The sequence below is a fragment of the Microbacterium gilvum genome (assembly GCF_039543865.1).
Classification (GTDB): Bacteria; Actinomycetota; Actinomycetes; order Actinomycetales; family Microbacteriaceae; genus Microbacterium; species Microbacterium gilvum.
This window is the reverse complement of record NZ_BAABKO010000006.1, coordinates 255,396-271,528: the sequence shown is the minus strand read 5'-3', so window position 1 is coordinate 271,528 and position 16,133 is coordinate 255,396. Positions and strand designations below refer to the sequence as shown.

Annotated in this window: 15 protein-coding genes; 3 read left to right on the top strand and 12 right to left on the bottom strand. The window is 64.7% G+C overall.

Translation table 11 applies throughout. The features are described from left to right. Positions 1 to 129: 129 nt before the first annotated feature. Both ABD998_RS16195 and ABD998_RS16190 read left to right on the top strand, forming a co-directional pair. Positions 130 to 708 (top strand): TetR family transcriptional regulator, encoded by a 579-nt coding sequence (locus tag ABD998_RS16195; protein ID WP_345441516.1) that lies wholly within the window; start codon positions 130 to 132, stop codon positions 706 to 708. Positions 709 to 896: 188 nt separating this feature from the next. Beyond that, the gene (locus ABD998_RS16190; RefSeq protein WP_345441513.1) at positions 897 to 1,799 is read left to right on the top strand and encodes a hypothetical protein; all 903 of its coding nucleotides are present in this window, start codon (positions 897 to 899) and stop codon (positions 1,797 to 1,799) included. A 13-nt stretch (positions 1,800 to 1,812) separates the two neighbouring features. Here ABD998_RS16190 and ABD998_RS16185 read toward each other — a convergent pair whose 3' ends face one another. After that, positions 1,813 to 2,073, bottom strand: a complete 261-nt coding sequence (locus ABD998_RS16185) for a helix-turn-helix domain-containing protein (protein WP_345441579.1) — start codon at positions 2,071 to 2,073, stop codon at positions 1,813 to 1,815. A 59-nt stretch (positions 2,074 to 2,132) separates the two neighbouring features. Between ABD998_RS16185 and map the strand changes: the two genes are divergently transcribed. Next, complete coding sequence (map, locus tag ABD998_RS16180; protein ID WP_345441510.1) at positions 2,133 to 2,903, top strand: type I methionyl aminopeptidase; 771 nt, start codon at positions 2,133 to 2,135, stop codon at positions 2,901 to 2,903. Between the two features lie 154 nt (positions 2,904 to 3,057). Here the strand turns inward: map and ABD998_RS16175 are convergent, their stop codons facing one another. From ABD998_RS16175 to ABD998_RS16125, 11 genes are all read right to left on the bottom strand, one after another. Then, positions 3,058 to 3,792, bottom strand: a complete 735-nt coding sequence (locus ABD998_RS16175; RefSeq protein ID WP_345441508.1) for a hypothetical protein — start codon at positions 3,790 to 3,792, stop codon at positions 3,058 to 3,060. 104 nt (positions 3,793 to 3,896) lie between these two features. Beyond that, positions 3,897 to 4,739 carry a TIGR02391 family protein gene (locus ABD998_RS16170; RefSeq protein WP_345441505.1) on the bottom strand — a complete coding sequence of 281 codons (843 nt, stop codon included), beginning with the start codon at positions 4,737 to 4,739 and terminating at the stop codon, positions 3,897 to 3,899. 73 nt (positions 4,740 to 4,812) lie between these two features. Beyond that, positions 4,813 to 5,427 (bottom strand): hypothetical protein, encoded by a 615-nt coding sequence (locus ABD998_RS16165; protein ID WP_345441502.1) that lies wholly within the window; start codon positions 5,425 to 5,427, stop codon positions 4,813 to 4,815. A 9-nt stretch (positions 5,428 to 5,436) separates the two neighbouring features. Then, positions 5,437 to 6,537: a HigA family addiction module antitoxin gene (locus ABD998_RS16160; RefSeq protein ID WP_345441499.1), complete on the bottom strand. Its 1,101-nt coding sequence runs from the start codon at positions 6,535 to 6,537 to the stop codon at positions 5,437 to 5,439. A 13-nt stretch (positions 6,538 to 6,550) separates the two neighbouring features. Then, positions 6,551 to 6,856, bottom strand: a complete 306-nt coding sequence (locus tag ABD998_RS16155; protein WP_345441496.1) for a type II toxin-antitoxin system RelE/ParE family toxin — start codon at positions 6,854 to 6,856, stop codon at positions 6,551 to 6,553. 66 nt (positions 6,857 to 6,922) lie between these two features. Next, positions 6,923 to 7,681, bottom strand: a complete 759-nt coding sequence (locus ABD998_RS16150) for a YfbU family protein (RefSeq protein ID WP_345441577.1) — start codon at positions 7,679 to 7,681, stop codon at positions 6,923 to 6,925. 161 nt (positions 7,682 to 7,842) lie between these two features. Then, positions 7,843 to 9,150 carry a hypothetical protein gene (locus ABD998_RS16145; RefSeq protein ID WP_345441493.1) on the bottom strand — a complete coding sequence of 436 codons (1,308 nt, stop codon included), beginning with the start codon at positions 9,148 to 9,150 and terminating at the stop codon, positions 7,843 to 7,845. A gap of 75 nt (positions 9,151 to 9,225) precedes the next feature. Then, positions 9,226 to 9,978, bottom strand: coding sequence for a hypothetical protein (locus ABD998_RS16140; RefSeq protein ID WP_345441490.1), 753 nt, complete (start codon positions 9,976 to 9,978; stop codon positions 9,226 to 9,228). Then, positions 9,975 to 11,174 carry a GIY-YIG nuclease family protein gene (locus ABD998_RS16135; protein WP_345441487.1) on the bottom strand — a complete coding sequence of 400 codons (1,200 nt, stop codon included), beginning with the start codon at positions 11,172 to 11,174 and terminating at the stop codon, positions 9,975 to 9,977. The genes ABD998_RS16140 and ABD998_RS16135 overlap by 4 nt, the downstream gene beginning before the upstream one ends. Beyond that, a complete protein-coding gene (locus ABD998_RS16130; protein WP_345441484.1) occupies positions 11,171 to 13,156 on the bottom strand; it encodes a DEAD/DEAH box helicase in 1,986 nt (661 codons plus the stop codon). The genes ABD998_RS16135 and ABD998_RS16130 overlap by 4 nt, the downstream gene beginning before the upstream one ends. Next, the gene (locus tag ABD998_RS16125; protein ID WP_345441481.1) at positions 13,153 to 15,870 is read right to left on the bottom strand and encodes a DNA methyltransferase; all 2,718 of its coding nucleotides are present in this window, start codon (positions 15,868 to 15,870) and stop codon (positions 13,153 to 13,155) included. Before ABD998_RS16125 ends, ABD998_RS16130 begins: the two co-directional genes overlap by 4 nt. Positions 15,871 to 16,133: the final 263 nt, after the last annotated feature.

The following is a 16,133-nucleotide window of genomic DNA, read 5'->3' as shown; positions in this document are numbered from 1 at the left end:
CCCGGATGGCGACGTGCGCTCGGAACGGCCGGTCATCTGTGCTCCGCTCAACTCCAACGATACCGTTGGGCAAGACGATACGGGATCCTGCGGCATGATTGCAACGCAGTCGTTGGAAATGGGGAAGACATGGCATGGGACACTGAGGCCACCAAGGGCAGGATCCTCGACGCGGCGACGGCGGAGTTCGTCGCGCATGGGCTCCACGGCACGACGATCGAGCGGATCGCCCGCCGCGCGTCGGTCAACAAGGAGCGCATCTACAACTACTTCGGCGGCAAGCCCGCGCTCTTCGCCGAGGTCCTGCGGAGCAAGGTGGCGGAGGGGGTCGGCTCCGTCGCGTTCACCGGCGCCGCCGTCGAGGAGGTCGCGGACTTCGCAGAGAGGCTGGTCGCGTTCAACCGGAGCCGACCCGACCTCATCCGACTCCTCGCATGGGAGGCCCTCGCCTACACCGACGAGGTGCCGGACGAGTCCGCGCGCGTCGAGATGTACCGGAGGCGCACGGAGGCTCTCGCCGCGGCGCAGGACGACGGCGCGCTGACGAACGCCTTCGCACCCGAGATGCTCCACGTCCTGCTGCTCTCGCTCGCAGGATACGGCGCCCTCCTCCCCCACGTCGTCCGCATGGTCACGGGCCTCAGCCCCGACGATGAGCACTACCGCGCCGCCGTGGTCGAGGCGGCGCGACGACTCGCCACCCCCTGAGCGGCGCATAACCTAGCGGCTCGCTCCCGCTGCTCGCCAGGATGCCCGGGGCGGCTTCCCGCGGAGCACACCATGCCAGACGACGGCCGGATGGAGAACGCGTGACGGTCTCGTTACGCACCCCGGTGCGGCATCCCGGGATCCCTAGATTGAGCCGCGTCAGCTCGGTCTGAGGAAGGGACCCCCCGATGGACACCGCCCCGACATCGTCTCGCCCGGCACATCTCTCCCGCCGCTCGCTGCTCATCGGAGCGGCGGCCGGCGCGGCGGCCATCCCCTTCCTCGGGGGTGCGGCGCACGCCGCGGACGGCCCGATCAGCCGACTCCCCGGCGAGGTCGCGCGCACGAGCATCGTCAGCCGGTTCGGCCAGCCGTACGAGGAGATCGACGTCGACATCGACGGCGACCTCACCCGGCTGTTCGTGCCGCACACGGCGGTGCGCAAGCCCGCCACGACCCTGCAGGCGATGCTCTGGTACTACCACTCCAACGCCTCCACCCACACCGCCCTCTCGACGGCGTACAAGTGGAACGCGGAGATGGCCCTGCGCGAGGGCGCAATCTGCATCTGCCCGAGCTACGGCGGCAACACGTACGTCAACGACGAGGCGATCACGCGCCAGAAGCGCGTCGTGAAGTGGGTGAACAACGTCTTCCCCATCGGGCTGAGCTTCGCGCGCGCCAACTCCGGGGGCGCGGCGCTCATGGCGTTTGCGTATGCGCGGAACCTCCTGCCGCGCCAGCGCGGGTTCTACAGCGCGAACGGGCTGCTCAACCTCGTGGAGACCGCCACGAAGGAGGAGGCGCTGGGACGCACGGGCGTGCTCGCCGCGTACGACGGCGACTGGGACAAGATCCGCGCCACCAATCCGACCTATCTCGCGGGGTCGGTGTGGACGGGCAAGCGCATGCGGTTCGTCATGTCCGACGACGATCTGCTCTGCCCACCGGAGTACCACGGCTCCCGCATCGTGGCGAGGGCGACGGGAGCCCTCGAGCGCAGCGTGCTCTGGCACGACCAGGGGCATATCGTGCCCGGCAGCTCGCACCAGGACATGATCGACACCTTCCGGCGGTGGCTCGCCGTGTGACCACCGGCGCGCCTCAGCGACGGGCCGGGGCGCCCTCCCTGGCCACCACGGCGAGCTCGTCGAGCGAGAGCCCGAGCACGGCGGCGACGGCGCCGACGGTCGCGAACGACGGCGTCACGAGGCGACCCGTCTCGATCTTGCGAAGCGTCTCGGGCGACACCCCCGCTTCGCCCGCGACCGCAAGGATCGACCGGTCGCCGCGCGCCGCGCGCAGCGCCGCGCCCAGGCGCCGTCCGCGCGCGATCTCCTCGGGAGTATGAGGCAGCCGGACCATCATGCCGCAAGTCTATCGGTATTATCAGACCGGTACTTTCATACCGGAGGAGATACACCGTGATCGAGATCCTGAGCGCTCGCGAGCTGGCGGCCGCGCGCGGCACCGGCGCCATCGTCGGCGGCATCCTGCAGGAGCTGCGCCGACGTGCCGCCGTCGGCGTCAATCTGCTCCAGATCGACGAGTGGGCACGCGAGCTCATCCTGGGGTCGGGTGCCGACTCCTGCTATGTCGACTACGCCCCGTCGTTCGGGCGCGGGCCGTTCGGGCACTGGATCTGCACGGCCGTGAACGACGCGGTGCTGCACGGCATGCCGCACGACTACGCGCTCCGGTCCGGCGACCTGCTGACGCTCGACCTCGCCGTGATCAAGGGCGGGGTCGCCGCGGATGCCGCGATCAGCTTCATCGTCGGCGCCGAGCGCCCCTCCGGGAGCACGGCGCTCATCGAGACGACGGAGCGCGCGCTACTCGCGGGCATCGACGCCGCACGCCCCGGCAACCGCATCGGCGACATCTCCCATGCGATCGGATCGGTCCTCACCGAGGCGGGCTACGCCGTCAACACCGAGTTCGGCGGTCACGGCATCGGCAGCACCATGCACGGCGACCCGCACGTGCCGAACCGAGGACGACCGGGGCGCGGGTACCGCCTGCGGCCGGGGCTCCTGCTCGCCCTCGAGCCGTGGGTGATGGCCGACACCGACGAGCTCGTCACCGACGCCGACGGATGGACCCTCCGCAGCGCGACGGGGTGCCTGACCGCCCACAGCGAGCACACCGTCGCCATCACCGACGGGGCGGCCGAGGTGCTCACGCTGGCACCGTGAGCGCCGCTTCCTGACCGCCCGCTTGTCCCTTCTCACGGGACTTGGCAGTGCGTGAGAGGGATCAGAGCCGAAATCACGCGGGAGGCGAGGTAGTGGCTACGACGATTTGTCTCACGAAACATGACAGCAACTTCAATTCGGTTGGTCGTCAGCGCTATCGGCCAAGGCTCGGGCCCGCGAGGCGGGAGCGCTCGATTGCAAGCTGCCGGTCACGCTCGGCTTCGAGCCGCGCATCTAGATGGCGCGCGCTGTGCAGCTCTCGCACCACCACCATGCTGCCGACACGACCGTGAGCGAGCCGCTCCAACTCCGCGCGCAGGCCTTGGTCGAGATCATGGCCGTGTGCGAGAAGCAACTTCGCAGCGTTCAGTTCCACCGAGGTCAGTCGCAGCACCCCGTCTCCAGTCTCGTCGTCTTCCTTCACGGCGCGGGTCAGCACCGAGAGGAAAGTAGGGATCGCCACTGTGATGACGGCCGCGCTGGTAGCTTGCACCAGCTTGCGCCCCCGATAATCGGTATCACCTTCGGCTTGCTCCAGAAGCGCGCCAAGAACCTCAAGGCCGAGGAGCGCTCGCGCGCTGTCCGGAACGATCGCATGATCAGCGGCCCAGTAGAGCGTCCTCATCGTGTCGTCGTGGAGACGAAATGAGTTCAGTTGGTCCGCCGCGCGTCTACTCTGCGCTGCGGCGCGATCGGCGATTGCTGTGGACCGCTCAGCGTTCCGAGCTGCGGTCTCCGCGACCGAGGCGTTGCGGGTCGCGATCCGGTTGGTCTCCTGGTTGCCGCGGTGCTGCCACCTCGCGACGATCAGCGTGCCCGACAGCGCGATCAGCGTGGGCACCGTCGCGACGACGAGTGCAAGCCACCACGGCGCAGACGTCGTACTCAATGACGGCCTCCCTTTACGGCGCGAAGATCGTTCCGCATACCAAGTAATACAAGCGCGATGCCGAGTCAGCGGAGACCTTCACGGGTCCGTTCGGGGATGACAACTCATCCACCGCTCTCCGTAGCGTCGCCCGGGTCAGCTGACTCGATCTCGCACGCATCTACGAACTTCGCAAGCACGCTCAGGGTCGCGAGTTGCTCGAGCGCGTCCTGTTCGACGAAGTCATCGGCGACGTGCGTCGCAGGATTCCGAATCACCATGTTCACACCCGGAGCGAAACTCACCAGCCCCATGCGCATCGTCTTGACGTCCTGATCGTCGGGGTTTCCAGGCCACCGGAGTCGAGGCTTGCCCGGCTGTGCGTCGCCAGTCGCGAACGCCTGCTGCCAAAGCGCGGTATCACTCGCGTCGTTCCGCTTTGTGAGTTGCTTCATCTGGCCGTTGACGGCCTCCGCCGCCGCGGCGACGGCTTGCCGCAGATGGCCGTCGTTCCAAAGTCGCTGAGCGGCCGCCCACACGAGGAGGTGCAGGAGCGTGGGCTCGATCGTGGGCGAGGAAAGTGCCTCAGCTCGAACTCTGAGCCCTTCCAGCCGTCCTGCAGCTTGCAAGCAGCATCCTCGGACAACGGAAGCGTCGAGCACAGGTTTCGGTTCGAGAATCCGCTGCCAGTTCACGAACGGGTCAACTGCGCCGATACCCTCCACGGCGATCCGCACGCTCGTGACGCTGCTCAGGTCCATGAGTGTGCCAGCGAGGCGATTGAGCTCGTCGGTAAGCGCGGCGACGCGCGCGACATCAGCGCCTTCCTTACGGAAGGCGGCCGGAGCGAGCCCAACAGCCATCCCCCCGAATCCAGCGTTCTCGACATGATGCGTCATGAACTCATCGAATGCTGCAGAGTACTCGTCGAGTCGCCGCGCGAGATAGTCGAGGTACTCGAGATTCACTCGAACGTCCATCGCTTCTCCCTTCCTCTGCATCCAGGCCGCACCGCTCGGCGACTGTCGAGGCGGTCATGCATCAGTTGTCACCGGTGTCGAAGACATGGCCGTGAGTGTGTGGCTCACCCCCTGCTGCGAGGTGCCGACGGATGTCGGCTGCGACGCCGAGCACCGATGTCGAAGCATCAGCGTAGGCGGCCTGCCAGCCCGCATTGGTCGGGGCGTGAAGATACAAGATGTTGACGTCTTGAGGAGCTGCGTGCGCCCACTCTGTAGTAGACAGATCGATCGGGAAGACCGGCACCAGGTCGGGCATCCCGGCCTTCGTGAACTGCCCGAACGTCGGGTCCAGCAGCAAGCCGCGCGTCCGGTCAATGGCGACGATGTGACCCGCATCGTCGAACGCCGCGTCACCAACCTGCGCGCCGATCGGCACTAACTCGGCAGGTGCCCCCGTAACGTTCACGAAGTGGCGGTGCGCAAGATGCCCCGACACGACGACCGCGCCCGTGGAGCGCCGCTGTGCGAGTAGGCTCACGGCCGCGGGCTCAAGGTGAAGGCCGTGCATCCTGGCCATTTCGACGAGTATCGCTGTGCCGAGGAAGCACTGCGGATGATTGTCGATGGCGTATGCGACCGCGAGCGCCATCCGCTCGAGATCTGCACGCCAGTCGGTCCCGAAGGCAGTCGTCATCGTCTGCGGCTACTCGGGAAAGGTGCCGGCCAGGTCAACGCTGAGGCTGCGACCGTAGCTGTAGTCCAGATACCGCTTCCGATGGAGTTGGTGGACCACTACTCCGGGCGCGAGACCGGCTTCCCGCGCCGCGGCGACGATATCGCGGTCACGAGTCAAGCCGCGGAAGTGCTCAACCCCCTTCTCGCCGAAGAGCGCGTCCATGGCGAACGCGTTCGCGGATCTCTCGGCAGAACTATTCCGCTTCTTCTCAGTGCTGTACTCGAGGTGCATCTCGCCTCGCGGGTCGTTGAGGACATGACCGATCTCGTGGAAGAGCGTCCAGATAACGAAACCGTCCGTCATTCCCCACCGGCCGGTCTGTTGGATGACCGGCACGCGCTTGTCGATCCATCGGGTCATCCCCAGAAGCGGAAGCTTCTTCGGCGGCTCGACCATGATGAACACGACGCCGACCTCCGCCAGCATGCTCCGGAAGTCGCCGAGAAGATGCCTGTCAGGCGTGGCTGCGCGCTCGCGGAGCGCCGGGAGCGCGGCGCGGAGCGCTTCCGCGTCGAAGACATAACCTCGCCCCCGCTCGAAGCCCACAGTGAGTTCGGCGGCCCGAAGCCAGGTGCTCAGCAGCGTCGGAGCGATCGTCGAGCCGTTATCCTTCAGCGCTGCCAGCGCGTAATCGCCCTTCGAGGCCGACTCGTGCAGGTGCAGATACGCGTCCCACGTGCCGCACCGGTGGAACGCGAGGAAGTCGGACACGAGCATTCCAGGCGATCGCTTGGTCGCCTTCGTCGCACCCAGCGCTCGAAGGTAGGCGATGGCGTTCGGGTCGATCTCCTCGACGTGGGACGCGAGGTTCTCCTCGTCCCTGATCCGAGCCAGGTCGGCTCGGTACATCGCCTCGTAGCGGAGCCAGGCGGCCGCAGAAATGCCGACGACACGCTCCAGACGCACAGCGGTGTCAGGGGTTACCGGCGCACGCCCATTGACGATCTCGTTGACCTGCTTGCGGCTGCAGCCCATGAGATCGGCGACGTGCTGCTGGGATACTCCGTTGTCCTCGATCCACTCCTCGAGGTACTCCCCGGGGGCAACGGCGTAGTTGGTGTCGGTCACCGCCGTCTCCTCTCTAGTGGTAGTCCTCGATGTCGATCACGGTCACCTCGACCGCGCTCAGGCTCTTCAGGGGGCTCGGCTGGACCAGAAGCCGCCAGTTCCCGCTGAGCTCCCCCGCCCAGATGCCGTCTCGGGGACCACTGAGCATGTGCCAATCTCCACCGGGGTCATCCTCGGGCAGGTCGCCGACCGCTATGGCGGCCTGAAGTGCCTTGATGCGAAGCTTGAGCTTCTTCTTGAGATCTGGACGCCACTTCTGCATCTCACGCTCGTCTGTGCAGCGCTTCTTGAGCTTGTTGTCCTTGTAGTGAACTTCCAAGTGTCACTGATTTCGTTACAGTCTAGCGCAGCTCAACGGGCGCGTCGCCACCGATGACCACGAGGGTCACGCTTCCGAGCGGTTCGACGGGTGGATCTGCGCATCAGCGATCCGCCGCAGCTCATCAAGCGACAGCAAGTAGTCCTGGCTCCTGAAGCCGCGCGTTCGACCGTCCATGATCCGCCGGTACTCGGACAGCATTCGGAGGTAGGTGTCGAGCATCAGGCGGTGTGAGTTGCCGCGGTCATTCCGATCGAGCTGCGGCCGGAGCTCACCCCACCTGTCGTCCTCCATCTGGAACCGGACATAGCGCGCCATGTGGCCTTCGAGAGAGTCGTTATGGTCAAAGCCGGCGAACTCGAGATCCTCGGCAAGATCCTGGTCGACGACCACCCCATCCTTGGCCAGATGGTTGATGCTGAACGTGATGATCCGGAACATCTGCAGGATGTCCGAGACGCGGTCGCAGTCACGCTTCGAGAGCTCAGTTTCGAAACCGGCGGTCTCGAGCCAGTACTCGCGGGTGTAGCCGGCCTCGAGGATGGTTGCCCGCTTCAGCTGGTCCGCAGCGTCTCCGTCAACGTCGTTCGAGCCCTCGGGCAGGACTCGCCCCAGGATGCGGTGCAACAGCGAGAGGACCTGACGGTCGATGATCCGCATGCTCTCCGGGGCGAGCTCGTCGCCGTGCGTCGCGTCGCGCTCAGAAACAGGCACGACCGACTCCATGAGGAGGTCACGAACGTGCTCGCTAAGACTCACGCCCTTGGCGTCAGCCATGGCCTTGAGCTGATCGCGGACGTGCTCATCGACACGGATGTTCAACATCGCCACGGCAGCCTCCTGTAATCGCGTACTACAAACACCGTAGCAGCGTCATACATGCTCGTCAATTCGACGCCGGTGCCGAGCAAGGCCTTCGCATCAGTTTCACCTGCCCGGAACACAGGTGCACAGGCTGGGCGCCCGTTCGAGGGTGCACGCTGACTTCATGGCCGAACTGGCGGCCCGTCGCGCCACTTTGGCCATCGACGCCAGATCGGCCGTAGGAACGGCGGGATGAGGCCCGGCGATGCATCGTCGCGAAGATCGCCGTAGGCGATGCCGTCGCCGACACGCGCGAAGGGCTGCATAAGCGTTCGGTAACGCCCATCAGCCATGAGCGCGTACACGACGAGCGCTTCTCCTCGGCCTCCGACCGGATCGGCATCAAAGAACTCAGTGTCGCTCGCGGCCACGTCCTCTTCGGCGACGTCCACGAAGGCGTTCCTTGACGTGCCGATCCACGCCTCGGTCGCGAAGACAGCACCGTCGAACGGCCATGCGCCTTGCATGTCCACGGTCGCGGCGACCTTCAGCTCGCGCGACTCGTCCGAGCCGAAGAAGAGACCGTTGAGCCGAAGATCGTCCATGCCGCGGAACAGCATCAGCATTGGTCCCGCGTAGCCATCCGCCTCGAGGAAGCGTTTGGACAGCTCCATGCGGCCCTCGGCGTGCTCGAGCGGGTCCTTACCGCGGGGCGGCACATAGCCGTAGCGCTGCTTGCCAACAGCTATCGACGAGTCGTCGCGTTCCATCCGTCCAACGGAGAGGCGCATCATCTCCCCGGTGTTGGCGTCGATGATCCCGTCAGGGATGGGGTTCCCATCACCCAGGCACCGCAAGTCGGGATCGATCTTCGCCGTCACGCACGCGCGTGCGAAGGCCGGCGCGAGGCAATCACCGACGCCGCTCGCTTCGTGCGCACGCTGGACGATTCTGGCAACCCCCACGTATATCTCCTTCAGCGCCGCAACAAGCTCATAGTCCGGTAGCTGATCGTCGACCCACCGCCGCTGGACTCGGATCCATCCCTTCCGTCGGACCGGCTTGTCATCCATGAGGTAGCGGAACGCGTAGAGGATCTCGGCCGCGGTCACACGGGGAGGTACGGCGAGCACGTCCTCGGCCTGTTGGAGCCGCTCACCGAAATAGCTGATGATCGCTTGGCTGAACGTTCGGAGATCTTCCTCTTTCACGATCCGATTGCGCGATCGGACGCCCCAGGAGAGCACCAGGTTGTCCTTCGCATCGTCTTGCCAGGGGAGGTACCAGGAGTCGAAGTCAGACCACTTCGACTTCCGCTTCTGCAGCAGGAAGGTGACGCCTCGTGAGTCTTGGAGAGCCGAGTTCAGCCAGCGACGGAACTCATTCTCGTCCTGGTAGTTTTCCACCGCTCGATGGATGTCTTCGTGAAGATCCATCAGCCGCCGATGAGCATCAAGACAAGGACAAGCCTGAGTTACTGAGTTCGTCACTTTCGCACGCTACCCACTGCGAGCACGCGCGGACGAGAGTCAGCTGCGACGTCGAGCGCCGGAAGGACGAACCGGCTATGCGCACGTGCCAACTATTGCGTCCACTTCGTCGAGCACAGCCTTGATGTCGCTGCGGCTGAGTTCATCGACGAAGAAGATCTTTCCGCCGATCTTGTTCAGCGAGGCCCCGATGATCAGACCGCGTTCGCCGTCGGCGATCCAGAACCGATCATGGAAGTCGTCGGTTTCGACGACCGTGATGTCTAGGTTCTGCACCTGAGCACGCAGACCATCGAGGACTGCCGCCCTCACGATCGGGTTGTTCCCCGACGAGCTGACCAGCGCAGTGATGCGCAGCCCAGGCGTGAGGGCGGGCGTCATCATCCGCACGACTGAGTCTGCGTACTCCTGACTGTCGTGCTTTCGGCTACCCGTGAACAAGTACGGATCGGTGATGATCAGCTCGTCGCTTGGGGCGAGCTTCCGCATGCGCGCGGCCATCCGCTGCTCGACGGTCGGCGCGGGCGCTTTCGGCGAAATGTCTTCCTGCAGCCACACCATGTTCAAGAACGACCCCGGCCCGCGCTCGACCAACTGCTGCTGGATCTGTTCTATCGAGTAGTCAGCACGTCGGAACAGCATGCGGTAGCCGAGCTCTTGTGCGCTCGACGAGAGCTTCAGGGCGTCAGTGTGCGTCAACGGCGGGTCGAACTGGAACGAATTCCATCCGTCGACGTGCCGGAACTCCCCGTCGTCCTCAAAAATCACGGGCTCGGCCGCTGACGTTGACGTCGCGCCGTCGTCTTCATCCATCGGCGACGCGCTCACGACTTTCTCCTCGTCAGCCGCTGTGCTCCCATGTCGTAGACGTACTCCGTGATTTCGCCGGACATGATCATCGCCACTGCTTGATTGATCATGTCCCGCGGGACAACGAACCACTCTGACGGGTCGTAGTCGCGGCCTTTCCTGTCGATCTGAGTGAGGTCCAGCCGCACCTCCGCGAAAACCCGGTGAAGCAGGTGCTCCAGCCACGACGCCCTCACGTTGTAGAGCCTGTAGTCGGCCACCACCTTCACCGGGGCCATGAGGTACGTCGGTGACGTCTCGGCGTTCTTGACGCGCTGCTCGACGCTCGTGGTCGAGAAGCCGATCTTGTGCAGGTCCTTAATGTTCGCGATCAGCGGGTCGGTGCTCAGCGACTGCAGCACGTAGATGTGGCCGCTCTCCACGTCCCCGTCGAGGATGTCGGCTGTGTCATGTCCGGTGCGTGCGAGGACCTGGCCCTGTGCCTCGTACATGCGCGTCATCAGGCTCTGCTTATACATGGCGGACTCGGTGCCGTTCTCGAACACGACCTTCAGCCGCTGCTTCTGCTTCGGCTTGCCACCGACGACGAGGTCCACGTCCTCGCCGACCTCGGCGACGAAGCACATGACGCCGTTGAGGACGAAGAAGACGCCCTCACGGATGAGGTCCAAGCCGGTGAACGGCATCAGCTGGAACGTGCCATCGGCCAGCTCCGCATGCTTCGCCTTGAACAGTGGCTCATAGAGCTCGAAGTCCTCAGACTTAACACGCTGGGCAACAGAGTCCGGCGACTCCGGACGCTTCATAACGGGCAGATCGGAGACATCGAGGATGCCGCTGTCGTCGCCGAGCAGGTCGTCGAGGTCGTCGCCCTCGAGGAGCTCGTCGATTGATGCCGGCGCTTGCGGCGCCTCGAGCAGACCGAACTCGTCCAGATGCTTGACGGCAGCTGCCCGCTCGTCACTGACGAGGAAGCCGTCGAGCCGAGCGCCGAGCTTGCGCTCCGCGATGTCGTGGGTCGACGGGCTCGGCACTCGGCCGTGCGTCCGGTAGAACTCCGCGATCTCCAGGAACGCTCGCTCGAGCCGATCGGACGACGTGACCTTCTGCGGTTTCTCTGGCGCATCGAGTAGGCCGTCGACGTCGGCGTCGAGAACCGCCTGGAAGTCGGTCAGAACGAAGTCGACGGGGCCGATGTCCTCGTTCGTGCTCATGCGTCGGTCACCATCTCCGTTGCACGCTTCTCGGCCTCGCGCTGCTGCTTGAGCTTCTGCAGAAACAGAAGCGCCGCTGCGAGGCGCTTCTCGTTCGGGTCCTCGGCGCGCACGTCGGGACGGCGCCCGTTGACCTTCACCCAGTTCTGGATCTTCGGGAACAGCGCCAGCGCCTCCTCCTCGGTGAACTCGATCCGTGTGGCTGCGATCTGGTCCTGGATGATCTTCAGAACCGAGGGCGTGACCGACTTGGACATGACTTCGAACGCGCGTTGGAAGGGGTTCACCGAGTCGATGAGGTTGATGCTGAGCTCGTCGATGTTGACGAACTTCTCGGCGAGCTTGATGAAGCGCTTGTCGCCGACCTCGCGCACCTCGCCGGTCTTGATGACCGAGTCCACGACGACCTGCTGGCGCACCTCCTCGACCTCGGCCGCAGTGAGGTCCGGGTACTTCTCGCGGATGATCTTGGGGATCAGCACCTTGTTGGTCGTCTCGGGGTCCACGGAGCCGGCCGCCGCCTTGGCGAAGGTGTCGTCCTGCAGGATCGTCGCCTTCAGGTCGTTCAGGTCCGTCTCGACGATCTGCTTCACGCGGGCCGTCGAGGGCTCCTTGAAGCCCTTGATCTTCAGCTCGCCGGGCTTCTTGACGTCGTCGCCGTCGAACTTCTTGGTCTTGAACTGGAAGTTCTGCGCCAGCACCTGCTCCATGAGCAGCGAAGCGGTGATGGCCTTCAGCATGTTGTTCACCGACACCTTGACCTCGCCCTGCGAGGCGTCCGGCTCGGCGATGAGGTTCGTGAACTGGGCGTGCGATTTGCCGGGGCTGTCGCGCGTCACCCGGCCGATGATCTGGATGACCTCGGTGAGCGATGCCCGGTAGCCGACGGTCAGCGCGTGCTCGGCGAAGGGCCAGTCGAAGCCCTCCTTCGCCATGCCGAGGGCGATGATCACGTCCACCGCGTCGCGGTCCTTCGAGGCCGTGTGCGCCAGATAGTGCAGCGTGTCGCCGCGCTTCTTCTGGTCGGTGTCGTCAACCAGATCCGCGACTCGCACGATCTCGCCATCGTCGTTGCGGCGCACGCTGATGATGCCAGTGTCTTCGTCTTCGTCGACGACCTCACCGATGGTGTCGAGGATAAATCCGACCTCTTCGAGCTTGTCCTTCGTGGACTCGCCAGAGTTCACGTTCGGGATGTGCACGATCGTCTTCTTGTCGAGGTCGAGGACCTCGACGATCGCGTCCGTGTACCGCCCCTGGTAGAAGTGGTGGCCGATACCGAGCGAGCGCAGGTGCTCGTAGCCGTTGAGCTGGTCGTAGTAGTTGAACGTGACCGGGGTGAACTTCGCCTCGTCCTCAGGCGAGAGCACCGGCACCGAGTCGCCGCGGAAGTACGAGCCCGTCATGGCGACGATGTGCGCGTCGGATCCGTTCATCACGTCGCGCAGCAGCGCGCCCAGTCGGCTCGATTCGGTGTCGGCGGAGACGTGGTGGAACTCGTCGATGGCCAGCACGGTGCCGTTGAAGGCCTCCGGCGCGAGCTTCTCGAAGGCGAAGCGCAGCGTCGCGTGCGTGCAAACGAGGGTCGCGTCGGTGCCCTCAAGGAACTTGATGAACGCGTCGACCTTGCCGGCCGACGAGCCCGCGTCGCAGAGATTGTTCGACTCCTTGATCTCCCAGTCCGCGAAGAAGCCGTGCTTGGTCAGGGCAGTCGGCGCGAAGGACGCGCCGATCGAGCGCTCGGGCACCGCCACGATGACCTTCTTGCGGTCCTGGTTGTAGAGCTTGTCCAGGGCCACGAACATCAGCGCGCGAGACTTGCCCGACGCCGGCGGGGCCTTCACCAGCAGGTGCTGGGCGTCGCGCTGGGCGAAGACGCGCTGCTGCATCTCGCGCATGCCGAGCGCATCCGTGTTCACCGACGCCTTGGTCTGGGCGTAGGTGACGTTGACGATGTTGACGGGCTTCTTGATCGCGTTCACTTCCGGACCCCCCTGGTCTTCTTCGCCGGAGCCTTCGCGGCCTCCTCGGCAGTCATGCGCTCGTACATCGCGAACAGGTCCGAGAGCCGCTGCTCGTCCGTCTCGTACGGCTTCTTGGAGTAGATCGAGTCGACCAACGTGTCGACCGCGGCGTGCGCCTCGCGCAGGTCGTCGGGCATCTTGTCGGGGTCGTAGAGCTCTGCAAGCGTCTGCTCGCAGTGGTACTCCCGTACGTCCAGAACGCGCAGCGCAGCGACTGTGAGCTTCTCCTTCACGGCGTCCGACAGCGGCGGGACTGGGAAGTTGTTGTAAACGATGTACGCGCCGTAGCGGTAGTCCGTCTTCATTCGACCGCCGACTGCGGCGAGCCAGGCCATGTGGATCTGCGATGTGAGCAGGGCGAAGATCCATGGCTCTGCGTTGTAGACCGCGTTGGCAGCATCGGAGATCACAGCGTTCTCTCCGAGATAGCCGATGGGAACGTACTCGCGTCGCGCCGAAGACACGCGCGGCACGATGATCGATTCAGTCGCCTTATACGCGACCTGCTTGAACCGGTTGGGGAACGCGGCAAATGCACGGACTCCGGCTTCGTCCCGACCGTCTCGCCACTCGGCCACCGCGTCGAGTCGAGTGGCGATTGGTCCGATCTGCTTCGCCGAGGTCAACTCGGCGTCGGAGACCCAGACACAAAATCGCTGGATGTCGTTGATGAACTCTGCCGACCCCACGTACTGCTTGAGGTACTTGTCCGACTCAGGGTCCATCTCGACCGCGCGGCTGCGCTCCGCCGCGTCGAGGATCAGATGCCCGCCGTCCTTTGGCATAGACCCGAGGACCATTCGCGGCAGAGAAGGACTAAGCACTCCTGTGCGGCGATAGATGAAGACGGAGGACGCATCCGCCAGATACCCGTTGATGTTCTTCGCCTCGATCTGCAGTCCGTCGGTGAAGATGAACTTCTGCCCCGTTCGCTCTGCACGGAGGTTGATTACAGCGACCGTGACCCCAGCATTGTGTTTGGCGTTGTTCTCCCACTTGAAGGACGTGTACGCGTACCCGATTTCGAGGCCCTTGGCGAAGATCATCGGGAACATCAGCCCTACGTGTTCGCCCTGCGCTACGGAGTTCGTCGTGACGAACGCCAGCTCCGCAGGCGTACCCTCGATGTAGTCGGCACCCTTGACGAACCAGAGGGCGATGTAGTCGAGGTCCTTCGAGTATGGCCGCTTCCCGAACACGAAGGGGTAGTCGGCCTTCATCTCCTTGCCCTGCGACTTGCCGCCCTTGTACGGCGGATTGCCGATCAGATAGATCTCGCCGCCGTCGTTCGGGCAGACCTCGTTCCAGTCGACGCGAGTCGCGTTGCCCTGCTTGATCTGACCGGTCTCCTTCAGCGGAATCAGCGGGATCGAGACGCCGAACTTGTCCTTGAACTCGGAGTTCATCTGGTGCTTCGCGATCCACAGCGAGAGGATCGCGACCTCGACGGCGAAGTCGTCGATCTCGATGCCGAAGAAGTTCTCGATGTTGATCTTCGACTCCGCGAACAGCACACGGTGCTTGTCGTCCAGCTCGGCCAGGCGCTCGAGGATCGCGTGCTCGAGCCGGCGCAGCTCCTTGTACGCGATGACCAGGAAGTTGCCCGAGCCACACGCCGGGTCGAAGACCTTGATCGCGCTGATGCGTTCGAGCAGCGCCTCCAACTTCTTCACCGAGTCGTTGCCGGCGTCGAGTTGGTCCTTCAGAGGATCCATGAACAGCGGCTCGATGGTCTTCAGGATGTTCGGCACCGAGGTGTAGTGCTGGCCGAGATCGCTGCGCTTGCCCGGGGTGACGATCGCTTGGAACATCGAGCCGAAGATGTCGGGATTGATCTCGCGCCAGATCAGCTTGCCGGCGCTGATCAACTCCTCGCGCGCGCCCTTCGTGAACGCGGGCACCACGTGGTCCGGCGACATCGTGAAGAGCCGGCCGTTGACGTACGGGAACGCCGCGAGGTGATTCGGCTTGTCCGCCGGTCTCGCGGTGTCGAGCGCCGTGAACAGGTCGGTTAGGAACGCGGCGGTGTCGGAACCGTCCGCAAGCGTGTGCGATCCGACCGCGTTGGTGAACTGGTTCTCCGCGAAGATGCCGGTGTCCTCGGCGAAGAAGCAGAACAGTAGGCGCGTGAAGAACAGGTTGAGCGCGTGCCGGCCGTGCGGCTGCTCGAGCAGGCCGGGGTTCGCGTGCAGGAGCTCATCGAAGAGCTTGCCCATGCGCTCGGCGGCCTTCACGTCGGCGTGCGCCTCTGCGATGTACTGCGCCTTCTCCATGCCAGCCCAGGGGAGGAAGAAGGTGAAGTGCTGGTCGATCTCGCGGATCGGGAAGCCGATCGTCTCGCCGGTCTGGATGTCGTGCGCGACCAGCTCTGAGTAGTCGGTGACGATCACGAAGCGCGTGCTGAACCGCACCACGTCCGGCGAGGTCTTCAGCTCTTCGAGGATCTCAAGCGGGTCGCCGGTCGTCTCCTTGAAGTAGACGACCTTCTTCTGCGCGACCTCGCCCGCAGGGTCAGCTGCGACGTTCAGGTCCCCGTTGCGCAGGCGCGTGACGCTGCTCTGCGGCTTGCCGTAGGCGAGTAGCAGATCGAAGACGAACTCGCGGTCGTAGCTCTCGCGACCGGCCAGCGGAGCGACGCGCTCCTCGACGGCCTTGAGGTTGAGTCTCGCCATGACGATGTCCTGTTCTCACACTGCTTTTCGGCGGGAACAACCGCGGAACTGCACGCATCCAGACCGCGGGTCCGGGATCCCGGCCGCTTGTCGCCAATGCTATCGAGGGGGTCGGACAGAAGCTGAGGCGTCGGACGCCGACATCAGACTCGCCGCCGTCGGGGAGATCGCATCGACCCCCGTCGTCGAGCACACCTCTCGTGAGCGCATCGTCACGCGCAGAACTCCGAGCACCCACCAACGCCCCGCAGCGGGCAACGTCG